This is a genomic window from Kitasatospora sp. NPDC001540 (assembly GCF_042894345.1).
Lineage (GTDB): Bacteria > Actinomycetota > Actinomycetes > Streptomycetales > Streptomycetaceae > Kitasatospora > Kitasatospora phosalacinea_C.
The window spans coordinates 80,842-102,665 of sequence record NZ_JBIAVO010000003.1 but is presented as its reverse complement, the minus strand read 5'-3'; the positions used below and the strand labels follow the sequence as shown (position 1 = coordinate 102,665).

Below are 21,824 nucleotides of genomic sequence, written 5' to 3'. Positions count from 1 at the left end.
CCGGCAGAATGGCCGAACTGCACCCGTAACCCGGACGAGCATCTCACCCGCACGGGTGAGGGCGGTCGGTATCGTTCGCGGCACCCGACCGGGGCGGAACGGCGCCACCGCCGAGTAACGAGAAACGGAGAACCCCGTGGTTCAGCGCGAACACGGCCCCCGCCTGCGGCCCAGCCTGGGCGGCATCCCCAGCTACAAGCCGGGCAAGCCCGCCGGGGCCGACGCCTTCAAGCTCTCCTCCAACGAGAACCCCTACCCGCCGCTGCCCGGCGTGCTGGAGGCGGCGGTCGCCGCCGCGGGCGACTTCAACCGCTACCCCGACATGGCGGTCAGCGGCCTGGTCACCGAACTCGCCGAGCGCTTCGGCGTCCCCGCCGAGCACGTCGCCACCGGCACCGGCTCGGTCGGCGTCGCCCAGTCCCTGGTGCTCTCCGCGGCCGGCCCCGGCGACGAGGTGGTCTTCGCCTGGCGCTCCTTCGAGGCGTACCCGATCATCACCCAGGTCGCGGGCGCCACCCCCGTGCCCGTCCCGCTGACCGACGGCGAGGCCCACGACCTCGACGCGATGCTCGCCGCGATCACCGACCGCACCCGGCTGGTCTTCGTCTGCAACCCCAACAACCCGACCGGCGCGGCCATCCACCGCGAGGAACTGGTCCGCTTCCTGGACGCCGTCCCGGCCGACGTGCTGGTCGTGCTGGACGAGGCCTACCGCGAGTTCATCCGCGACGCCGACGTCCCCGACGGCATCGAGCTCTACCGCGACCGCCCCAACGTCTGCGTGCTGCGCACCTTCTCCAAGGCGTACGGCCTGGCCGGCCTGCGGGTCGGCTTCGCGATCGCCCACGAGCCGGTCGCCGACGCGCTGCGCAAGACCGCCGTCCCGTTCGGCGTCAGCCAGCTCGCCCAGGACGCCGCGGTCGCCTCGCTGCGCGCCGAGGACGCCCTGCTGGAGCGGGTCGAGGCCCTGGTCGCCGAACGGGCCCGGGTCACCGCCGCGCTGCGCGCCCAGGGCTGGACGGTCGTCGACTCCCAGGCCAACTTCGTCTGGCTCCGCCTCGGCGAGCGCACCCTCGACTTCGCCGCCGCCTGCGCCGAGGCCGGCGTGGTGGTCCGCCCGTTCGCGGGCGAGGGCGTGCGGGTCTCGATCGGCGAGGTCAAGGGCAACGACCTGTTCCTGGGGGCCGCGGAGGCGTTCCGCAAGGAGATCTGAGCCTCCGTCAGAAAGCGGGGCGGGCGGCGCGGTTGCCCGCCCCGCCGCGGTGGAAGGACTCCGGGGGCAGGCCCGCGCACCACAGGGAGAAGCCCGGATGACCACCCAGCACGACGCCGACCTCGTCCCCACCGCCTGGTACAACCTCCTGCCGGACCTCCCGGAGCCCCTCCCGCCGATGCTCCACCCCGGTACCAAGGAGCCGGTCACCGCCGACGACCTCGCCCCGCTGTTCCCCGCCGAACTCGTCGCCCAGGAACTCGGCGGCCCCCGCGAGGTGGACGTCCCCGGCGCGGTGCTCGACCTGTACCGCCGCTTCCGCCCCGCGCCCCTGGTGCGCGCCGAGCGCCTGGAGCGCGCGCTGCGCACCCCCGCCCGCATCTACTACAAATACGAAGGGGGCAACCCGACCGGCTCGCACAAGCTCAACACCGCGCTGGCGCAGGCGTACTACAACAAGCGGGCCGGGGTGACCCGGCTGGTCACCGAGACCGGCGCCGGGCAGTGGGGCAGCGCGCTCGGGCTGGCCTGCTCCTTCCTGGAGCTGGACTGCGAGGTCTTCATGGTTCGGGTCTCCTACGACCAGAAGCCGTACCGGCGGGCCCTGATGGAGACCTACGGCGCCGCGGTGCACGCCTCGCCCTCCCAGCTGACCGCCGCCGGACGGGCCGCGCTGGCGGCCGACCCGGCGGCCACCGGCAGCCTGGGGCTGGCGATCTCCGAGGCGGTCGAGTCGGTGGCTGCGGCGGGCGGCGCGGCCAAGTACGCGCTCGGCTCGGTGCTGAACCACGTGCTGCTGCACCAGACGGTGATCGGGCAGGAGGCGCTGGCCCAGTTCGCCCGGATCGACGACTACCCGGACGTGGTGATCGGCGCGGCGGGCGGCGGCTCCAACTTCGGCGGGCTGGCCTTCCCGTTCCTGGGCGAGCAGTTGGCAGGCCGCCGGGCGGTGCGGGCGGTGGCGGTGGAGCCCGCGTCCTGCCCCTCGCTGACCCGGGGCCGCTACGACTACGACTTCGGCGACAGCGCGGGCACCACCCCGCTGATGAAGATGCACACCCTGGGGCACGGCTTCACCCCGCCCGCGATCCACGCCGGCGGGCTGCGCTACCACGGCATGTCGCCGATCGTCAGCCACCTCAAGGAGCTCGGGCTGGTCGAGGCCGTCGCCGTGCCGCAGACCGCCTGCTTCGAGGCGGGCGTGGCCTTCGCCCGGGCCGAGGGCATCGTGCCCGCGCCGGAGTCCACCCACGCGGTGCGGGCGGCCGTGGACGAGGCGCTGGCCTGCCGGGAGTCCGGCGAGTCGAAGGCGATCGTGTTCGCGCTGTCCGGCCACGGGCACTTCGACATGCAGGCGTACCTCGACCACTTCGCGGGGCGGCTCACGGACTGACCGCGGGGCCCGCGTGAAGCGGTGACGGGACTTTGCTGGGAGGTTTCCGGGAATCGGGTCAAGGGCCGGTGGTCGTCCGGTAGGCCACCGGCCCACGGGTGGTCGGTATGTGCCGATCTGTCCGGATCGCTGGTCACAGCGGGCGTTCAGGATTCGCACAGGACGGCGCAAGAGCGCGGGGCGATGCTTCTGCGCCATGAAGGTGCTTCCGCGACGGCGTGGGGCCGTCCTCGTCAACTCCGCGCTCGGCGTGGCCCTGCTGGGCGGGGTCGCGCTGGCGTACACCACCCTGGACAGCGGCAGCAGCAAGGCCGCGACCACGTCCAAGGTCAGGACCGTCACGGTCGCCAAGGGGACGGTCCAGGCCACCGTGTCCGGGTCGGGCACGCTGTTCTCGCCCTCCGACGCCGGGCAGGACTTCGTCACCGGGGGCAGGCTCACCTCGGTGAGGGTCGCGGTCGGCGACGCGGTGAAGAAGGGCCAGGTGCTGGCGACCGTCGACACCACCGCGGCCCAGCAGCAGGTCGACCAGGCGCAGTCCGCGCTGAACACGGCGGAGGCGAACCTGACCAAGGCCGAGGCGGGCGAGAGCGTCACCACCACGGTGGCGGGCACGTCCGGCTCCGGCCGCGGCGGCGGCACCGGCGCGGCCTCCGGCGGCGCGGGCGCCCAGAGCACCCCGCAGCCGACCACCACGACCACCGTCAAGGTGGACCAGGCGCAGGTCGCCGCGGCCCAGCAGCAGGTCGACAACGCGGAGACGACGCTGGCCAACGCCAAGGCGGCGCTGGCCGGGACGACGCTCACCGCGAGCACCGACGGCACCGTCGCCTCGGTCTCCGGCAAGGTCGGCGACACCGTCTCCGGCACCGGCTCCGCCGGATCGTCCTCCGCCGGCTCGTCCTCCTCGGGCGGCTCCTCGGGCGCCAAGAGCGCTACCGGCAGCGGAAGTTCGAGCACCACCCCGTCCGGTTTCATCGTGCTGACCAACCCGTCCGGGATGGAGGTCACCGCGAACTTCTCCGAACTGGACTCGCTCAAGCTGAAGAAGGGCCAGGCGGCCACCGTCACCCTGAACGCGCAGTCCGACACCAAGCTGGACGCGACCGTCCTGTCGGTCAGCTCGCTGCCCTCCAGCTCCACCAACGGGGCCGTGCAGTACGGCGCGACGCTGCAGATCACCGGTGACACCTCGACCCTGCGCACCGGCCTGAGCGCCACCATCTCGGTGACCACCGGCTCCGCCGAGAACGCCCTGTCGGTGCCCACCGCGGCCCTGCAGGGCACCGGCAGCACCCGCACCGCGACCGTGGTGCACGACGACGGCTCCACCGAGCGGGTGCAGGTCGCCGTCGGCATCGAGGGCGACAGCACCGTGCAGGTCACCGAGGGCCTGACCGAGGGCGAGAAGGTCGAGTTGACCTCCACCACCGCGGGCACCGGCAACGGCTTCCCGTCCGGCCAGTTCCCGGGCGCGGGCGGCGCGGCGGGCGGCTTCGGCGGCGGCACGGGCGGCTTCGGCGGCGCGGGCGGCGGCTCCCGCAACGGCGGCGGCGCCGGAGGCACCCGCTGATGCGCACCGCCAAGCCCCCGGTGATCCAGATCCGCCGGGTCACCAAGTCGTACGGCCACGGCGACGCCGTCGTGCACGCGCTGCGCGGGCCGGTGACCGGCGGCGGCGAGCCGCTCGGCGTCGACCTGGACGTCGCGGAGGGCGACTACGTCGCGGTGATGGGCTCCTCCGGCTCCGGCAAGTCGACCCTGATGAACATCCTGGGCTGCCTGGACGTGCCGACCTCCGGCCGCTACCTGCTGGACGGCACCGACGTCGGCCACCTTGACGAGGGCCAGCTCGCGCTGGTCCGCAACCGCAAGATCGGCTTCGTGTTCCAGTCCTTCAACCTGGTGCCCCGCACCACCGCGCTGGCCCAGGTCGAGCTGCCGCTGGCCTACGCGGGCGTGCGGGCCGCCGAGCGGCGCCGCCGGGCGATGGCCGCGCTGGGCCTGGTCGGCCTGGCCGACCGGGCCGGGCACAAGCCCAACCAGCTCTCCGGCGGCCAGCAGCAGCGCGTCGCGGTGGCCCGGGCGCTGGTCACCTCGCCCGCGATGCTGCTGGCCGACGAGCCCACCGGCAACCTCGACAGCCGCTCCACCGAGGAGGTGCTGGGCATCATCGACGGACTCAACGCCCGCGGCCGCACCGTGGTGGTGATCACCCACGAGGACGAGGTCGCGCTGCACGCCAAGCGGGTGCTCCGGCTGGTCGACGGCGCGATCGTCTCGGACGTCCGGCAGGCCCCGGTCGACGGGCCGCCGCCCGCGCTGGCCGCCGCGGGGGTGGTCGCGTGATCGCCTGGCAGATGCTCCGCTTCGCGGTGGCGGGCCTGGCCGCCAACAAGGTCCGTTCCGCGCTGACCATGCTCGGCGTGCTGATCGGCGTGGCCTCGGTGATCCTGCTGCTCGCGGTCGGCAACGGCTCCTCGGTCGCGGTCAAGGACTCGATCACCTCGCTCGGCACCAACTCGCTGACCGTCTCCTCCGCCGCCTCGCGCGGATCGGCGACCGCCGCGAAGAAGCTCACCGTGGAGGACGCCAAGGCGCTCGCCACCGCCACCGACGCCCCGTCCATCAAGTCGGTCGCCCCGGTGGTCACCACCAGCGGCACCGCGCTGTACGGGAACATCTCGTACCAGCCCGGGCAGGTCGTCGGCACCTACCCCGCCTACTTCGAGACCGCCAACCTGAAGGTCGACAAGGGCGACTACTTCTCCGTCGACGACGTGCTGAACTCCCGCAAGGTCGCGGTGCTCGGCTCGACCACCGCCACCGAGCTGTTCGCCACCGAGGACCCGGTCGGGAAGCGGATCACCATCGGGGGCACCCCGTTCACCGTGGTCGGCGTGCTGAAGGCCAAGGGCTCCACCGGCTTCAGCGACCCCGACGACGTCGTCGTCGCCCCGCTGCCGACCGTGCAGAACGCGTTCACCGGCTTCGGCTCGGTCAACCAGATCCTGGTGCAGGCGTCCTCCGCCGAGGCCACCACCGAGGCGCAGGCCGACATCACCCGGATCCTGATGGGCACCCACGCCCTCAAGGACGCCACCAAGGTCGACTTCCGGATCAGCAACCAGACCTCGCTGCTGAGCGCCCGCGAGTCCACCACCAGGACCTTCACCGTCCTGCTCGGCGCGGTCGCCGCGATCTCGCTGCTGGTCGGCGGCATCGGCATCACCAACATCATGCTGGTGACCGTCACCGAGCGGACGAAGGAGATCGGCATCCGCAAGGCGCTCGGCGCGCCCCGCGCGGTCATCCTCGGCCAGTTCCTGGCCGAGTCCACCCTGCTGTCGGTGATCGGCGCCGGGCTGGGCGTGCTGGCCGGCGTCGTCGGCTCGCACTTCTCGGTGGTCGGCATCAAGCCGGTGGTGATCCCCGAGTCGGTGCTCGGCGCGTTCGGCATCGCCGTCGCCATCGGCCTGTTCTTCGGCAGCTACCCCGCCAACCGGGCCGCCGCGCTGCGCCCGATCGACGCCCTCCGGCACGAGTAGAAGGAGACCCCCGTGTCAGACGACCAGGAGCTGCTGGCCACCGCGCCGGACGCCCGCGACATCACCGCCGAGCTGGCCGCGCCGCCGCGCCGCAAGCTCCCCTGGCCCACCCTGGCGCTGGCCGGCTGCGTCATCGCCGTGCTCTCCTTCGCGGGCGGCGTCTGGTACCAGAAGGACGACGGCAGCGGCACCGGCACCCGGGCGGGCGCCTCCAACGACCGCCTCCCGGGCGCCGCCGGCCGCGGCGGTTACGGGGGCGGCAGCGGCCGCGGCGGCTACGGCGGCGGCGCTGGCCAGGCCACCGGCGGCAGCGGCCAGTTCCCGGGCGGCGGCGCGGCGGGCGGCTTCACCCGCGGCACCGTGAAGTCGGTGGAGGGCAACACCGTCTACCTGACCGACGCCAACGGGAACACCGTCAAGGTCACCACCCAGGACTCCACCAAGGTCACCACCACCAAGGAGGGCAAGGTCGGCGACCTGCAGCCCGGCCAGACGGTGACCGTGCTGGGCAGCAAGGGCGCGGACGGCTCCTACAGCGCCACCCAGCTCACCGAGGGCAACGCGGCGGGCGGCTTCGGCGGCCGCGGCGCGGGCGGCGGCACCGGCGGGAACGGGGGCGGCGCGGGTACCGGTTCGGGCACGACCGGATGACTCATACAATCTTCATTCCCTTCGCGTAGCCTGCCCGGGCTAGGGTCTGTATGACGGTTTCCGGTCGGGCGCAACCCGGCGGGCGCCGTCGGACAGACCCCCGCGGAGTTCGGGGTGGCCCATTCGTCCGGCCGGGAGGCGGAGCAATCGTGTCAGGCGCAGTGCAGTCGAGCCCGGTCGCGGCGGTCCAGGCCGGGGGCGAGCCCTTCCTCCTGGTCGTGGACGACGAACCCAACATCCGCGAGCTGCTCTCGGCCAGCCTGCGCTTCTCCGGCTTCCGGGTGGCCTCCGCCGCCACCGGCCAGGAGGCCCTGGACGCGGTCGCCGCCGAGCGCCCCGACCTGGTCGTCCTGGACGTGATGCTGCCCGACCTGGACGGCTTCACCGTGGTGCAGCGGCTGCGCGACCAGACCCAGTGGCCGCAGAGCCCCGAGCACGTCCCGGTGCTGTTCCTGACCGCGAAGGACGGCACCGGCGACAAGGTGCAGGGCCTGGCGGTCGGCGCCGACGACTACGTCACCAAGCCGTTCAGCCTGGAGGAGCTGATCGCCCGGATCCGGGCGATCCTGCGCCGGGCGGGCGGCCCGGCCGACGACGGCCGCCTGGTGGTCGCCGACCTCACCCTGGACCCGACCGCGCACGAGGTCACCCGCGGCGGCGTCCCGGTCTCGCTCTCCCCCACCGAGTTCAAGCTGCTGCACTACCTGATGGCCAACGTCGGCCGGGTGGTCTCCAAGGCGCAGATCCTCGACCACGTGTGGGCGTACGACTTCGGCGGCGACCTGTCGATCGTCGAGTCGTACATCTCCTACCTGCGCCGCAAGCTCGACTCCGGCCCGGCGCACGGCCCCAAGCTGATCCACACGGTGCGCGGCATCGGCTACGCGCTGCGCCGGCCGCCGAACAGCTGAGGTGGCCCGCTTCTCGCTGCGGGTGCGCCTGCTGGTGCTCGCGCTGCTGCTGGTCACCACCGGGCTGGTGGTGAGCGACACCCTGGTGCTGGGCACCGTCCGCGGGCAGTTGGTGGACCGGGCCGACGAGCAGCTCGACCGGTTCGCCGAGCCGCTGTCGCGCCGCGCGCCGACCAAGCAGAGCACCGCCTCGGTGTTCAGCAGCACCCAGACCCCCGGCCGCCGCACCGGCCAGGGCCTGCCCAGCGAGTACGTGGTGCGCTACCTGGCCGAGGACGGCACGGTGCTGTCGGTGATCCGGCAGCCGCTGAGCGAGTCCGACCCGGCCCCGCAACTGCCCGCCCTGGACCGCAAGGGGCTGACCGACCGGCTGGACGAGCCGTTCACCGCCTCGGGGCCGCGCTCCAGCGAGTGGCGCTCGATGGTGAAGCCGCTGCAGCGCGCCACGGCCAACGACCCCACCGCGCCCCGGTACGTGCAGGTCGCGGTGCCGCTGGCGGACGTCCAGTCGACCATCTCGCACCTGCGCACCACCTTCCTGACCATCGGCGGCGCGGTGCTGGTCGGCCTCGTGGGCCTGGGCGCGCTCGCGGTGCGGGCCGGGCTGCGGCCGCTGCGCCAGCTGGAGGCGGGCGCCCAGCGGATCGCCGACGGCGACCTGTCGTACCGGATGCCGGAGCTGCCGGTCCGCACCGAGGCGGGGCGGCTGTCCGCGGCGCTGAACGGGATGCTCACCCACATCGAGACCGCGTTCGCCGCCCGGGCCGCCTCCGAGCAGCGGATGCGCCGCTTCGTCGCGGACGCCTCGCACGAGCTGCGCACCCCGCTGGCCGGGATCCGCGGCTTCGCCGAACTGCACCGGATGGGCGCGCTGCAGGACGTGGACCGGGCGATGGACCGGATCGAGTCGGAGGCGGTGCGCCTGGGCGCCCTGGTCGAGGACCTGCTGCTGCTGGCCCGCCTGGACGAGGAGCGCCCGCTCAACCTGGCCCCGATGGACCTGCGCACGCTGGCCGCCGACGCCCTGCACGACCTGACCGCCCTGGACCCGGGCCGCCCGGTCGCCCTGACCGGCCCGGACGGCGAGGGCGCCCCGCAGCCCGCCCCGGTGCTGGGCGACGAGGCCCGGCTGCGCCAGGTGGTGACCAACCTGGTCGGCAACGCGGTCAAGCACACCCCGGCCGGCACCGCGGTCCGGATCGGCGTGGGCCGGGCGAGCGGCGGCTGCCTGCTGGAGGTCGCCGACCACGGCCCCGGTCTGACCGAGGAGCAGGCGGCCCAGGTCTTCGAGCGCTTCTACCGGGCGGACGCCTCGCGCAGCCGCCGGGCGGGCGAGAGCGGGGGATCGGGGCTGGGCCTGGCGATCGCCAACGCCCTGGTCTCGGCGCACGGCGGCGAGCTGACCCTGCGCACCGCCCCGGGCGACGGCGCGGCCTTCCGGCTCACGCTGCCCCGCCAGTACTGACGCCCCGCCCCCGCCGGTGCCCCGCCTCCGCTGACGACCCGTCAGCGGCGTCCGCGTCAAGCGCCGTTCGGTACACCCGGCCTGCCCGGCTGCCGCTTGTGAGCGGTCGGCGGGACGCCGGATCATCGGTGTGTCGCACAACACCCCACCCCCCTGCCACCGCACCGATAAGCGTCGTGGATACTTCCCTTGTGAACGTGTTCACGTTCACAAGCGGACAAGCTTGGGACGGTTCGGCGCGCTTGCGTGCTAGATCTGCCCTTTTGTCCGGCATGTGGCACAACCCCTGTGAGAGAGGGCGCAGTGGACCTAGCAGTCGCTCACGAGACCATCTCGCGATGGCAGTTCGGCATCACCACCGTCTACCACTTCCTCTTCGTGCCCCTCACGATCAGCCTGGCCTCGATCGTGGCCGGTCTGCAGACCGCCTGGGTCCGCACGGGCAAGGAGAAGTACTTCCACGCCACCAAGTTCTGGGGAAAGCTCTTCCTGATCAACATCGCCATGGGCGTGGTCACCGGCATCGTCCAGGAGTTCCAGTTCGGCATGAACTGGTCCGACTACTCCCGTTTCGTCGGCGACGTGTTCGGCGCCCCGCTGGCGATGGAGGCGCTGATCGCCTTCTTCTTCGAGTCGACCTTCATCGGCCTGTGGATCTTCGGCTGGGACCGGCTCCCGAAGCGGATCCACCTGGCCTGCATCTGGCTGGTCGCGATCGGCACCGCCCTCTCCGCGTACTTCATCCTGGCCGCCAACTCCTGGATGCAGCACCCCGTCGGCTACCGGATCGACCCGGCCACCGGGAAGGCCCAGCTCACCGACATCGTCCGGGTGCTGACCCAGAACACCGCCGTCGTCCAGGTCTTCCACACCCTCACCGCCGCCTTCCTCACCGGCGCCGCCTTCGTGGTCGGCATCGCCAGCTACCACCTGTGGCGGGCCAAGCGCGGCAAGGAGACCGACCGGAAGAAGACCGCCGCGATGCGCACCTCGCTGCGGGTCGGCCTGGCCATCGCGGTGGTGGCCGGCCTCGGCGTGGCGATCAGCGGCGACACCCTCGGCAAGGTGATGTTCGAGCAGCAGCCGATGAAGATGGCCGCCGCCGAGGCGCTGTGGGACACCCAGGCGCCCGCCCCGTTCTCGGTGTTCGCGATCGGCGACGTCTCCAAGGGCCACAACTCGGTCGAGCTGGAGATCCCCGGGATACTGTCCTTCCTCGCCCACAACGACTTCTCGTCCGCGGTGCCCGGCATCAACGACACCGCCGCCGCCGAGGCCGCGCAGTACGGCGGACAGCCCACCGACTACATCCCCGACATCTTCGTCACCTACTGGGGATTCCGGCTGATGATCGGCTTCGGCATGACCTCCTTCGCCGCCGCGCTGATCGGCCTGTGGACCACCCGCCGGAAGTTCTGGCTGGCCCCCGAGCACCGCACCGCCGAGGACGAGCCGCCGAAGCTGATGCTCACGAAGAAGCGCGAGATGAGCGTCTTCTTCACCCGTTGGAGCTGGCGGATCGGCATCCTCACCATGGGCTTCCCGCTGATCGCCAACAGCTTCGGCTGGATCTTCACCGAGATGGGCCGCCAGCCCTGGGTGGTGTTCGGCCTGATGCGCACCCGCGACGCGGTCTCCCCCAACGTCACCGTCGGCACCCAGCTGGTCGGCCTGACCACGCTGACCGTGCTGTACGCGGTCCTCGCCGTCATCGAGGTCAAGCTGCTCGCCAAGTACGCCGCCGCCGGGCCCGACACCAGCGAGCAGCCGCCCGCCGAGGACCCGACCCTGCGCGGACCCTCCGACGACGAGGACGCCGACCGGCCCCTCGCCTTCGCGTACTGAGGACGGACCCCATGCACCTGCACGACCTCTGGTTCATCCTGATCGCCGTCCTGTGGACCGGCTACTTCTTCCTGGAGGGCTTCGACTTCGGCGTCGGCATCCTCACCCGCACGCTGGCCCGGAACACCGCCGAACGCCGCGTCCTGATCAACACCATCGGCCCGGTCTGGGACGGCAACGAGGTGTGGCTGCTCACCGCGGGCGGCGCCACCTTCGCCGCCTTCCCCGACTGGTACGCCACCCTGTTCAGCGGCTTCTTCGTCCCGCTGCTGCTGATCCTGGTCTGCCTGATCGTCCGCGGCGTCTCCTTCGAGTACCGGCACCAGCGCAGCGGCGAACGCTGGCAGCGCAACTGGGAGCTGGCGATCTTCTGGACCTCGCTGCTGCCCGCCTTCCTGTGGGGCGTCGCCTTCGGCAACATCGTGCACGGCGTCGACATCGACGCCGACAAGAACTACGTCGGCACCCTCTGGGACCTGCTCAACCCGTACGCGCTGCTCGGCGGGCTCACCACCCTGGTGCTGTTCACCTTCCACGGCGCGGTGTTCACCTCGCTCAAGACCAGCGGCGAGATCCGGCTCCGGGCCCGCGCCCAGGCCACCGGGCTCGGCCTGGCCACCGCCGTGCTCGCCCTGGTCTTCCTGGTCTGGACGCAGGCGCACTCCGGCAACGGCTGGAGCCTGGCCGCGCTGGTGGTCGCCGTCCTCGCCCTGCTCGGCGCGCTCGGCGCCAACCGGCTGGCCCGCGAGGGCTGGGCGTTCGCGCTCAGCGGCCTGACCGTCGCGGCCGCCGTCGGGATGCTCTTCCTGTCGCTGTTCCCCGACGTGATGCCCTCGACGCTGAACCCCGACTGGTCGCTGACCGTCACCAACGCCTCGTCCTCGCCCTACACGCTCAAGGTGATGACGGTCGTCGCCGTGGTCTTCACCCCGCTCGTGCTGCTCTACCAGGGCTGGACGTACTGGGTCTTCCGCCGCCGGATCGGCGTCCAGCACATCCCCGCCGCCGCCCACCACTGACGCAGGAGCCGAACCCATGGACCGCCAGCAGCGGATGCGTCCGATCGACCCCCGGCTGCTGGCGCACGCCCGCACCACCCGCGCCTTCCTCGCCGGCACCGTCCTGCTCGGCGGGGCGGGCGCGGTCCTGCTGGTGGTCCAGGCCGCGCTGATCGCCTCCCTCGTCGTCGGCGCCTTCCAGGACGGCCGGGCCGGGCTGGGCGGGCACCTGCTCGGCCTGGCCGCCGTCACCCTCGGCCGGGCCCTGGTCGCCTGGCTCACCGAACTCACCGCCCACCGCTCGGTCGCCACCGTCAAGTCGACCCTGCGCCGCCGCCTGCTCGACCACGCCACCGCCCTCGGCCCCGCCCACCTCACCGGCGGCCGCACCGGCGACCTCGCCACCCTCGCCACCCGCGGCGTCGACGCCCTCGACGACTACTTCGCCCGCTACCTCCCGCAGCTGGCCCTGGCCGTGGTCGTCCCGCTGGTCGTGCTGGCCCGGATCCTCGGCGCCGACTGGGAGTCCGCCGCGATCGTCTGCGCCACCCTGCCGCTGATCCCGCTGTTCATGGTCCTGATCGGGTACGCCACCCAGGCCCGCACCGACCGCCAGTTCGCCGGACTCGCCCGGCTCTCCCACCACTTCCTCGACGTGGTCGCCGGACTGCCCACCCTCAAGGTCTTCGGCCGGGCCCGCGCCCAGGCCCGGGCGATCGGCCGGATCACCGAGGACTACCGGCGCGCCACCCTGCGCACCCTGCGCCTGGCCTTCGTCTCCTCCTTCGCCCTGGAACTGCTCTCCACCCTCTCGGTCGCCCTGGTCGCCGTCTCGATCGGCTTCCGGCTGGTGCGCGGCACCCTCGACCTGGAGACCGGGCTGCTGGTCCTCGTCCTCGCCCCCGAGGTCTACCTGCCGATCCGCCAGGTCGGCGCCCTCTACCACTCCAGCGCGGAGGGCCTGGCCGCCGCCGGGAAGATCTTCGAGGTCCTGGAGACCCCGCTCCCCGCCGACGGCACCCGCCCCGCCCCCACCGGCACCGACCTGCGGGTCGAGCGGCTGACCGTCCGCCACCCCGGCCGCGGCGGCGAGACGCTGTCGGGGTTCTCGATGACCGTCCCGGCCGGGCGCACCACCGTCCTCACCGGCCCCAGCGGCGCGGGCAAGACCACCCTGGTCAGCGTCCTGCTCGGCTTCACCCGCCCCGACGGCGGACGCGTCCTGCTCGGCGGGCAGGACCTCGCCGAGACCGACCGGGCCAGCTGGCACGCCCAGGTCGCCTGGGTCCCGCAGCACCCCCACCTGTTCGCCGGGACGGTCGCCGAGAACGTCCGCCTCGCCCGCCCCGACGCGAGCGACGCCCAACTCGCCGCCGCCCTGGCCGCCGCGCACGTCGACTTCACCACCCCCGACGCCCTCCTCGCCGAGGACGGCCACGGCCTCTCCGCCGGGCAGCGCCAACGCCTCGCGCTGGCCCGCGCCCTGCTCGCCGACCGCCCCGTCCTGATCCTCGACGAACCCACCGCCCACCTCGACCCCGTCACCGAGGCCGCCCTCCTCGGCACCCTCCGCGCCCTGGACCGCACCGTCCTGCTCATCACCCACCGCCCCGCCCTCACGGCCCTCGCCGACCACCACGTCCACCTGCCGGGGCCGGTGGCCGCCCCGCAGGCGCGCAACCAGCTGCGCAACCAGACGCGCAACCAGGGGCGCGAGGAACTGCGCGAAGCGGAAGGCACCGTCCCACAGACCCGGTACGACGAGGAGCCGCTCCCCGAGGGGGCCGTCCGGCAGCGCGTCCCCCGCTTCTGGCTCGCCGTCCTGCTGGGCGCCCTCGCCCTCGGCTGCGCCGTCGCGCTGATGGGCACCTCCGGCTGGCTGATCTCGCGGGCCTCGCAGATGCCGCCGGTGCTGTACCTCATGGTCGCGGTGACCTCGGTGCGGGCGTTCGGGATCGGGCGGAGCGTGTTCCGGTACGCGGAGCGGCTGGTCGCGCACGACGCGGTGCTGAAGGCGCTGGGCGGCGTCCGGACGGCCGTCTACCGGCGGCTGGAGCGGCTGGCCCCGGCCGGGCTGCCGCAGTTCCGCCGGGGCGACCTGCTGTCGCGGCTGGTCGCGGACGTGGACGCGGTGCAGGACTTCCACCTGCGCTGGCGGCTGCCCGCCGCCGTCGCCGTGCTGGTCTCGCTGGGCGCCTCGGCCGCCCTGGCCGCGTTCCTGCCGCTGGCGGGCCTGGTGCTGGCGCTGGGCCTGCTGCTGGCGGGCGCGGCCGTCCCGCTGCTGGAACGGTGGGTCTCGGGCCGGACGGAGCGGCGGCACGCGCCCGCGCGCGGCGAGCTGGCGACCGCGGTGGTCGACACCCTGACCGGCACGGCGGAGCTGACCGTCGCGGGGGCGCTGCCGCGGCGGCTGGCCGTCGCGGCGGACGCGGACGGCGCGCTGACCCGGCTGGCGGCCCGGTCGGCCGCCGCGGGCGGCCTCTCGGCGGGCCTGGTGGCGCTGGTGTCGGGCCTGACGGTGGTCGCGGCCTCGGCGGCGGGGGTGCACGCGGTGGCGGCGGGGGCGCTGCCGGGGGTGTGCCTGGCGGTGGTGGTGCTGACGCCGCTGGCGGCGTTCGAGGCGGTGGCGGGGATGCCGACGGCGGTGCGCCACCGGGAGCGGTCCCGGGCCGCCCGGGAGCGGCTGGAGCAGGTGCTGGCCGCGCCGCTCCCGGTCCGCGAGCCGGACGCGCCGGAGCCGCTTCCTGCCGTGCAACTGCCGATCTCCGTACGGGACCTGGCGGTGCGGTGGCCCGGAGCCGAGCGGGACGCGCTGTGCGGGGTCGACCTGGAGCTGGCGGCCGGGCGGCGGATCGCGGTGGTGGGGGCGTCCGGTTCGGGCAAGACCACGCTGGCGCAGGCGCTGCTGCGCTTCGTCGAGCCGTCGGCGGGGGCCGTGCTGCTGGGGGGCCGCACCGACACCCGGGAGCTGGCGGGCGAGGACGTCCGCCGGGTGGTGGGGCTGTGCGCGCAGGACGCGCACGTCTTCGACAGCTCGGTGCGGGAGAACCTGCGGCTGGCCCGGCCGGACGCCGACGAGGCGGCGCTGCGGGCGGCGCTGGCCGCGGCCCGGCTGCTGGACTGGGCGGACGGCCTGCCGGAGGGGCTGGACACCATGGTCGGCGAGCACGGGGCCCGGCTCTCGGGCGGCCAGCGCCAGCGCCTGGCGCTGGCCCGGGCGCTGCTGGCCGACTTCCCGGTGCTGGTGCTGGACGAGCCCGCCGAGCACCTGGACGTCGCCACCGCGGACGCGCTGACCGCCGACCTGCTGGCCGCCACCGCGGGCCGCACCACGCTGCTGATCACGCACCGGCTGGCCGGTCTGGACGACGGCAGCGTGGACGAGGTGCTGGTGCTGGACGGCGGCCGGGTGGTCGAGCGCGGCCGCTGGTCGGAGCTGGTGGCGCGGCCCGGCGGCCGACTGGCCGCGATGGCGGAGCGGGAGCGGGCGGGCGAGCGGGCGGGCGAGCAGGTGGCGGTCTGACCGGGCCCGACCGTCCGTAAAACCGGGCAAACCGGGACGTACGTGCACACTGGTGGCATGCAGACGCCGGAGGAGCCGGTCGCCACGGGCGGCCGGCCGCGCATCCCCGAGATCTCCTCGCTCGGACTGGACACCCTGGTCACCGAGGTCTCCGAGCGGCTGCAGTCCGCCGCCGCGGTGACCGACCGGATGCAGCGGCTGCTGGAGGCGGTGGTGTCGGTCGGCGCGGGCCTGGACCCGCACGCCACGCTGCAGCGGATCGCGGCGGGCGCGGCCGAGCTGGTGGACGCCGAGTACGCGGCGATGGGCGTGGTGAACCCGAACGGCAGCGGCCTGTCGGACTTCATCCACATCGGCATCGACAACCGGACGGCCGCCGAGATCGGCCACCTGCCGACCGGCCGCGGCATCCTGGGCGCGCTGATCGACGACCCGCGGCCGCTGCGGCTGACCGACCTGTCCACCGACCCGCGCTCGGTCGGCTTCCCGGCGCACCACCCGCCGATGGTGTCCTTCCTGGGGGTGCCGATCCGGGTCCGCGGCGAGGTGTTCGGCAACCTGTACCTGACCGAGAAGAAGGGCGGCGGCGCGTTCACGCCCGAGGACGAGCAGGTGGTGCTGGCGCTGGGCGCGGCCGCGGGCGTGGCGATCGAGAACTCCCGGCTGTACGAGCAGGGCCGCCGCCGCGAGCGCTGGATCACCGGCGCGGCCGCGGTGACCACCTCGCTGCTGTCCACCGACGAGGCGCAGGTCGCGCTCACCGTCGCCGCCGAGCAGGTCCGCGAACTCGCCGACGGCGCCCTGGGGATGATCCTGCTCCCGGCGGGGGAGGACCGGATGCGGGTGGCGCACGCCTCCGGCGAGCGCGCCGACCACCTGACCGGCGAACTGCTGCCGGAGGAGGGCTTCGCCCCCCGGCTGCTGGCCGGGGAGGCGGTCTACCTGGACGACCTGGCGACCGCGTCGGAGACCGGATCCGACGCCCAGTTCGACCGGCTGGCAAGGGAGTTCGGTCCGGCGATGGCGGTGCCGATGGTCTCCGCGGGCCGGGTGCTGGGCGCGCTGTGCGTGTGGCGCGAGGCCGGCATGGTGCCGTTCACCGACGCCGAGCGGCAGCTCTCCCAGACCTTCGCCTCGCAGGCGGCGCTGGCCCTGCGGTTGGCCGAGTACCAGCGCAACCAGCAGCGCCTGGCGGTGTTCCAGGATCGCGACCGGATCGCCCGCGACCTGCACGACCTGGTCATCCAGCGGCTGTTCGCCACCGGCATGATGCTGGAGTCGGCGGCCCGCCGGGCCGTCGTCCCCGAGGTGCAGGAGCGGATCGGGCAGGCCGTGGACGAGCTGGACGCCACCATCCAGGAGGTCCGCACCACCATCTACGCGCTCCAGCACGGCGACACCGACGACGAGCCGGACACCCTGCGCACCCGGGTGCTGCGCGAGGGCAGCCAGGCCGCGGCGGCGCTCGGCTTCCGGCCCACCGTCACCTTCACCGGCCCGGTGGAGAGCCTGGTCGGCGAGAAGACCTCCCGCCAACTGCTGGCCGCGCTGCGCGAGATGCTCTCCAACACGGCCCGGCACGCCCGCGCCTCCCGGGTCGCCGTCGAGCTCGACGCCACCGTCCACCTCGGCGAGGACGGCCGCCCGCTCTCGCCCGCCCCGACCCGCACCGGCCCGCCCGGCGTCCTGCTCACCGTCACCGACGACGGCGTCGGCATCCCCGAGGGCGGCCGCCGCTCCGGCCTGCGCAACCTCACCCGCCGCGCCGAGGCGCTCGGCGGCGACGCCTGGCACGAGACCGGCCCGCACGGCAGGGGCACCCGGGTCCGCTGGACCGCCCGGCTCTGACGACGGCGCCCGGGCCGTTACGGCGGGCCGGGACGGGGAAGGCGCGCTCGCATGGGAGAGATCAGGGTCGGCGCGTGCTCCTGGACGGACAAGGAGCTGGTGGCCAGCGGCTGGTACCCGGCGGGCCACCGGGACGCCGAGGGCAGGCTGCGCCACTACGCGTCCAGGTTCCCGGTCGTCGAGGTCGACGCCACGTACTACGGGCTGCCCAGCACCCGCAACAGCACCCTGTGGGTCGAGCGCACCCCCGCGGACTTCCGCTTCGACGTGAAGGCGTTCTCGCTGCTCACCGGCCACCCCACCCGGGCCGCCGCGCTCCCCGCCGACCTCCGCTCGGCCCCCCGGGACGACCCCGGGCTGCTGGACGAGGTGTGGGCCCGGTTCAGCGGCGCCCTCGAACCCCTGCGCGCGGCCGACCGCCTCGGCACCCTGCTCTTCCAGTTCCCGCCGCGGCTGACCCCGGGCGCCCCCGCCCGGGCGGTGCTGCGGGCCTGCCGGGAGCGCGCCGCGGGCTGGCCGCTGGCGGTGGAGTTCCGCCACCCCGACTGGTGGCGGCCCGACCTCGCCGAGGACACCCGCGCGCTGCTGGCCGAACTGGACGCGGCCGCGGTGGCCGTGGACACCGCCCAGGGCCTGCCCACCTCCGTGCCGCCGGTCGCCCCGGTCACCTCCCCGCGCCTCGCGGTGGTCCGCCTCCACGGCCGCAGCCCGGCCTGGGGCACCGGCTCGAAGGAGGACCGCTTCCGCCACGACTACACGCCCGCGGAACTCGCCCCCTGGGTGGAGCGGGTCAGGGCGATGGCCGACCGGGCCCGGGAGGTGCACGTGCTGTTCAACAACTGCTGCGCCGACGCCGCCGTCCGGGCCGCCGGGACGATGACCGGCCTGCTCGGCCTGGACCCGCCCCGGGGGCCGGAGCCGCCCCGGGAGCTGGAGCTGGACCTGGGCCTGTGAGGGTGGGCGGGAGGGAGGTCAGAGCAGCGTCTCGATGACCGCGGCGACGCCGTCCTGCTCGTTGCTGACGGTGTGCTGCCCGACCGCGGCCAGCACCAGCGGGTGGGCGTTGGCGACGGCGTAGGACTGCCCGGCCCAGGCGAGCATCTCCAGGTCGTTGGGCATGTCGCCGAAGGCCACCACCTCGGCGGCCTCGATGCCCTGCTGGGCGCACCAGCGGGCCAGGCTGCTGGCCTTGGTGACGCCGGGGGCGCTGATCTCCACCAGCGGGATCGGGCTGGAACGGGTCACCTCGGCGAGCGGGCCGACGGCGGCCCGGGCCAGGTCCAGGAACGCGTCGGGGGAGAGGTCGGGGTGCTTGCCCAGGAGCTTGAACAGGCCCTCGACCTGCCCGGCGGCGAGCAGCTCCGCGGCGGTGCCGACCGGGTGCTCCCGGTCGGACTCCCACATCAGCACGTCGTACCCCGGCTCCCGGGCGAAACCACCGGGGAACTCGAACGCGAAGGCGGTGCCGGGCAGTTCGGCCCGCACCCGGTCCACCACGGTGAGCGTCCCGGCCGGGTCGAGCGGGTAGGTCTCCAGCAGCTCGCCGCGCCGGACGTCGACCACCGCGCCGCCGTTGGAGCAGATCGCCACGCCGTGGCCGCCGATGTGCGCGCCCAGGTGCCGCATCCAGCGCGGCGGCCGCCCGGTCACGAACACCACCTGCACCCCGGCGGCCTCGGCGGCGGCCAGCGCGGCGGCCGTCCGGGCGGTCACCGTGCCGCCGGAGCAGAGCAGGGTGCCGTCGAGGTCGGTGGCGATCAGACGCGGGCGCGGGGAGGCGGTCATCCGTCCATCTTCGCGCACTCGCCGGGGAACCGGACCCGCCCGGTGCGGGCGGGTCCGGGCCCGGGTGCGGTTCGGCGGGCGGTCAGGCCGCGACGTCCAGGGTGAGCGCCGCGGTGTGCAGCGTGCCGCCGGTCTGGAACTGCAGGAACAGCCGCCAGTTCCCCGGCTGCGGCAGCTCGGCGTGCAGGGCCAGGGTCGGGCCGCCGCCCGCCCCCTCGGCGGCCTCCGTCTCCGGGTGCAGGTGCGCGAACGCCAGGTCGCCCGCGTGGAAGGCGGTCAGGTGGGCGTACGTCCCCAGGTAGGGCTGCAGGTCGGTGACCGGCCGCCCGTCCTTGCTGACGGTGACGGTCAGCTCCCCGGCCGCCCCGGCCCTCGGGGTGCCCGCCACGCTCACCGTGTAGCCGTCCGCGGTGGTGCTGGTGGCCGCGGGCGGCAGCGGCACCGGGGTGGCCGCGCCGGGCACCGTCGCGGTGCGGCTGAGCACCAGGCCGGTGCCCGCTCCGCTGCCGGAGCCCGGGACGAACGAGGCGTACACCCGCCAGTCGCCGGGCTCCAGGCCCTCCAGCGGGGCCGTCCAGGTGCCGTCCGGCGCCATCGCGGGGTGCAGGTGCCGGAAGCCGGACAGGTCGGAGCGGATCGCGTAGAAGTGCATCTCCTTGGTCTGCTCGGGTCGGTACGAGGTCAGCGCCCTGCCGTCCGGACCGGTCACGGTGAACCGGTACTCGGCGCCGGACAGCGCGCCGTCCAGCCGGTAGCCGCCCCGCTCGGCGGCCGGGCCGTCGGCGGCGCCGCCGTTCGTGCCGTTCGTGCCGTTCATGCCGTCCGGGCCGTGGCTCATCCCGGCCATGTCGTGGCCGGTGGGGGAGCCGGTGGCGGCGGGGGAGGCGGCGTGGTCCATGCCGCCCATGCCGCCCATGTCGTCCGTGCCGCTGCCGCAGGCGGTCAGGGCGAGGGAGAGCGCGGCGGCCGCGGCGGCGGCGAGCAGGGCGCGGCGGCGGGGGGTGGTGGTACGGGTCATCGGGAGGTCGCTCCAGGGTGCGCGCGCGGGTGCGCGGTCGCGGACAGGACGCGGCGCCCGGTCGGTCGCGCGGGTGCGGACCGGGCCGGGTGGCGCCCTCACCTGCGGGCGACGCAGACCAGGAGCAGCAGGTCCCGCCCGCCGTCCGGCGGGGCCCGGCCGCCCCGCTCCGCGCCGGTGCACGACGGCCCCGCGAGCGGCGGGTGCGGCGGGGCGGGCGGCAGGGCCGGGCCCGGGGCGGGCAGCGGCAGCCGGTCGCGGGCCGGGGTGGAGACGCAGGCGGAGGCCGAACTCCCGTGCGACAGCGGCGTGCTGACGGCGGGGCGGTCCGCGGCGGGCCCATGTCGGGCGGGGTGCGCAGCCTGCGCGGTCTGCGCGGGGTGGGCGGTCTGCGCGGCCTGTGCGGGGTGCGCGGTCTGCGCGGGGTGGCAGCCGGTGGCACTCGCCGGGCTGCCGTGCATCAGGAACAGCCCGAGCAGCAGGGCGCACAGCACCGCCCACCGGGCGGCCGTCCGCCCGGCCGGTACCGGTGCCGGTTCCGTTCCCGTGGCCCGCGCCGTCCACTCCGTCATCCCGCTCACCATACCCCCTCCCGGTATCGAACGACCGTGCGGTCGGGCTCGGTGAGGGGCCCGGTCAGGGGCCCGGTCAGGAGGCCAGGCCGGTCAGCCGGTCGGGGTGCCGGGCGGCGACCTCGTGGGCGGCCCGGACGAAGGCGGCGACGGCCGCGGAGCGCGAGGTCTCCGGCCAGGCGACCACGACCGTGCTGGGGCTGAGGCCGACGACCGGCCGGTACGCGAGGTCCGGGCGCCGGTGCCGCTCGGTGGTGGAGAGCGCCAGGAAGCCCACCGCCTGACCCAGCGCGACCACCTCCAGGAGCTGCTCGACACTGGCCACCAGCGGCCCCTCGGGAGCGTCGCCCGGCGCCGGGCCGCCGCCCGCCCCGTCGCGCCCCGCGTAGTAGGCGGCGTCGGCGGGGTCGGCCCCCTGCCAGCGCGGCACCGGCTCGCCCGCGAGGTCGGCCGACCGCAGCCGCCGACGCCCGGCCAGGCGGTGCGCGGCGGGCAGGACGGCCAGCCGCGGCTCGACCACGAGCGGCTGGGAGTCCAGCCCCCGCCCGTCGAACGGGCTGCGCAGCAGCGCCACGTCGGCCCGGCCGTCCCGCAGCATGGCGATCGGCTCGCCGCTGCCGCCGACCACGACCTCGGGCGGCGGCAGCTGCGGGCCCGCCTCCCGGTAGGCGGCCAGGACCTCCCCCAGCAGCCCGGCGTCGCCGCCCGGCTTGACCGCCACGACGAGCCGGGGCGTCGGCCGACCGGCCCGGCGGGTGCGCCGGGCCGCGGCGTGCACCGCGTCGACCACGAGCCGGGCCTCGTCGAGCAGCACCTGCCCGGCGGCGGTCAGCCGCACCTGCCGGGTGGTGCGCTCCAGCAGGCGCACGCCGAGCCGGGACTCCAACTGCGCGATCGCCTTCGACAGCGGGGGCTGCGCCATCTGCAGGCGCTGCGCGGCCCGGCTGAAGTTCAGCTCCTCGGCGACCGCGACGAAGTACCTCAGCTCCCGTACCTCCAGCTCGTTCATATCCGTGGACTATAGGTCCAGAGCCTCCCGGTCTTTCCCCAACAC

17 protein-coding genes are annotated in these 21,824 nt (G+C 74.7%); 13 read left to right on the top strand and 4 right to left on the bottom strand.

Going from position 1 to position 21,824, the window contains the following annotated elements; genetic code table 11:
* The first annotated feature begins 136 nt into the window (after positions 1 to 136).
* From hisC to ACFY00_RS05580, 13 genes are all read left to right on the top strand, one after another.
* Positions 137 to 1,213 (top strand): histidinol-phosphate transaminase, encoded by a 1,077-nt coding sequence (gene hisC / locus ACFY00_RS05640; protein ID WP_388027570.1) that lies wholly within the window; start codon positions 137 to 139, stop codon positions 1,211 to 1,213.
* Between the two features lie 97 nt (positions 1,214 to 1,310).
* Complete coding sequence (locus tag ACFY00_RS05635) at positions 1,311 to 2,606, top strand: TrpB-like pyridoxal phosphate-dependent enzyme (RefSeq protein WP_388027568.1); 1,296 nt, start codon at positions 1,311 to 1,313, stop codon at positions 2,604 to 2,606.
* Between the two features lie 196 nt (positions 2,607 to 2,802).
* A complete protein-coding gene (locus ACFY00_RS05630; protein WP_388027566.1) occupies positions 2,803 to 4,179 on the top strand; it encodes an efflux RND transporter periplasmic adaptor subunit in 1,377 nt (458 codons plus the stop codon).
* Positions 4,179 to 4,955 (top strand): ABC transporter ATP-binding protein, encoded by a 777-nt coding sequence (locus ACFY00_RS05625; RefSeq protein WP_388027564.1) that lies wholly within the window; start codon positions 4,179 to 4,181, stop codon positions 4,953 to 4,955. The genes ACFY00_RS05630 and ACFY00_RS05625 overlap by 1 nt, the downstream gene beginning before the upstream one ends.
* A complete protein-coding gene (locus tag ACFY00_RS05620) occupies positions 4,952 to 6,154 on the top strand; it encodes an ABC transporter permease (protein WP_388027562.1) in 1,203 nt (400 codons plus the stop codon). Before ACFY00_RS05625 ends, ACFY00_RS05620 begins: the two co-directional genes overlap by 4 nt.
* Before the next feature lie 12 nt (positions 6,155 to 6,166).
* Positions 6,167 to 6,805 carry a hypothetical protein gene (locus ACFY00_RS05615; protein WP_388027560.1) on the top strand — a complete coding sequence of 213 codons (639 nt, stop codon included), beginning with the start codon at positions 6,167 to 6,169 and terminating at the stop codon, positions 6,803 to 6,805.
* Positions 6,806 to 6,966: 161 nt separating this feature from the next.
* Positions 6,967 to 7,716 (top strand): response regulator transcription factor, encoded by a 750-nt coding sequence (locus ACFY00_RS05610; RefSeq protein ID WP_388028003.1) that lies wholly within the window; start codon positions 6,967 to 6,969, stop codon positions 7,714 to 7,716.
* Between the two features lies 1 nt (position 7,717).
* Positions 7,718 to 9,181, top strand: a complete 1,464-nt coding sequence (locus ACFY00_RS05605; protein ID WP_388027558.1) for a sensor histidine kinase — start codon at positions 7,718 to 7,720, stop codon at positions 9,179 to 9,181.
* Positions 9,182 to 9,484: 303 nt separating this feature from the next.
* Positions 9,485 to 11,026 carry a cytochrome ubiquinol oxidase subunit I gene (locus ACFY00_RS05600; RefSeq protein ID WP_388027556.1) on the top strand — a complete coding sequence of 514 codons (1,542 nt, stop codon included), beginning with the start codon at positions 9,485 to 9,487 and terminating at the stop codon, positions 11,024 to 11,026.
* An 11-nt stretch (positions 11,027 to 11,037) separates the two neighbouring features.
* Positions 11,038 to 12,045 carry a cytochrome d ubiquinol oxidase subunit II gene (cydB, locus tag ACFY00_RS05595; protein ID WP_388027553.1) on the top strand — a complete coding sequence of 336 codons (1,008 nt, stop codon included), beginning with the start codon at positions 11,038 to 11,040 and terminating at the stop codon, positions 12,043 to 12,045.
* A 34-nt stretch (positions 12,046 to 12,079) separates the two neighbouring features.
* Positions 12,080 to 15,547, top strand: a complete 3,468-nt coding sequence (gene cydD / locus ACFY00_RS05590; RefSeq protein ID WP_388028001.1) for a thiol reductant ABC exporter subunit CydD — start codon at positions 12,080 to 12,082, stop codon at positions 15,545 to 15,547.
* A gap of 57 nt (positions 15,548 to 15,604) precedes the next feature.
* Positions 15,605 to 17,395, top strand: coding sequence for a GAF domain-containing sensor histidine kinase (locus ACFY00_RS05585; RefSeq protein ID WP_388027551.1), 1,791 nt, complete (start codon positions 15,605 to 15,607; stop codon positions 17,393 to 17,395).
* A 51-nt stretch (positions 17,396 to 17,446) separates the two neighbouring features.
* Positions 17,447 to 18,349 (top strand): DUF72 domain-containing protein, encoded by a 903-nt coding sequence (locus ACFY00_RS05580; RefSeq protein WP_388027550.1) that lies wholly within the window; start codon positions 17,447 to 17,449, stop codon positions 18,347 to 18,349.
* 18 nt (positions 18,350 to 18,367) lie between these two features.
* Here the strand turns inward: ACFY00_RS05580 and ACFY00_RS05575 are convergent, their stop codons facing one another.
* From ACFY00_RS05575 to ACFY00_RS05560, 4 genes are all read right to left on the bottom strand, one after another.
* Positions 18,368 to 19,180, bottom strand: a complete 813-nt coding sequence (locus ACFY00_RS05575) for an HAD family hydrolase (RefSeq protein WP_388027548.1) — start codon at positions 19,178 to 19,180, stop codon at positions 18,368 to 18,370.
* Between the two features lie 82 nt (positions 19,181 to 19,262).
* Entirely contained in the window at positions 19,263 to 20,198 is a 936-nt protein-coding gene (locus tag ACFY00_RS05570) for a hypothetical protein (RefSeq protein ID WP_388027547.1), read from the bottom strand.
* Between the two features lie 98 nt (positions 20,199 to 20,296).
* Positions 20,297 to 20,770, bottom strand: a complete 474-nt coding sequence (locus ACFY00_RS05565) for a hypothetical protein (RefSeq protein ID WP_388027545.1) — start codon at positions 20,768 to 20,770, stop codon at positions 20,297 to 20,299.
* 76 nt (positions 20,771 to 20,846) lie between these two features.
* The gene (locus tag ACFY00_RS05560; protein WP_388027544.1) at positions 20,847 to 21,779 is read right to left on the bottom strand and encodes a LysR family transcriptional regulator; all 933 of its coding nucleotides are present in this window, start codon (positions 21,777 to 21,779) and stop codon (positions 20,847 to 20,849) included.
* Between the last annotated feature and the right edge of the window lie 45 nt (positions 21,780 to 21,824).

Bases quoted from the DNA above. Each gene is read 5' to 3' on its own strand.
- ACFY00_RS05565 (WP_388027545.1), bottom strand. From the start codon at position 20,770: ATGACGGAGTGGACGGCGCGGGCCACGGGAACGGAACCGGCACCGGTA.
- ACFY00_RS05635 (WP_388027568.1), top strand. From the start codon at position 1,311: ATGACCACCCAGCACGACGCCGACCTCGTCCCCACCGCCTGGTACAAC.
- cydB (WP_388027553.1), top strand. From the start codon at position 11,038: ATGCACCTGCACGACCTCTGGTTCATCCTGATCGCCGTCCTGTGGACC.
- ACFY00_RS05580 (WP_388027550.1), top strand. From the start codon at position 17,447: ATGGGAGAGATCAGGGTCGGCGCGTGCTCCTGGACGGACAAGGAGCTG.
- cydD (WP_388028001.1), top strand. From the start codon at position 12,080: ATGCGTCCGATCGACCCCCGGCTGCTGGCGCACGCCCGCACCACCCGC.
- ACFY00_RS05570 (WP_388027547.1), bottom strand. From the start codon at position 20,198: ATGACCCGTACCACCACCCCCCGCCGCCGCGCCCTGCTCGCCGCCGCC.
- ACFY00_RS05630 (WP_388027566.1), top strand. From the start codon at position 2,803: ATGAAGGTGCTTCCGCGACGGCGTGGGGCCGTCCTCGTCAACTCCGCG.
- ACFY00_RS05585 (WP_388027551.1), top strand. From the start codon at position 15,605: ATGCAGACGCCGGAGGAGCCGGTCGCCACGGGCGGCCGGCCGCGCATC.
- ACFY00_RS05560 (WP_388027544.1), bottom strand. From the start codon at position 21,779: ATGAACGAGCTGGAGGTACGGGAGCTGAGGTACTTCGTCGCGGTCGCC.
- ACFY00_RS05625 (WP_388027564.1), top strand. From the start codon at position 4,179: ATGCGCACCGCCAAGCCCCCGGTGATCCAGATCCGCCGGGTCACCAAG.
- ACFY00_RS05575 (WP_388027548.1), bottom strand. From the start codon at position 19,180: ATGACCGCCTCCCCGCGCCCGCGTCTGATCGCCACCGACCTCGACGGC.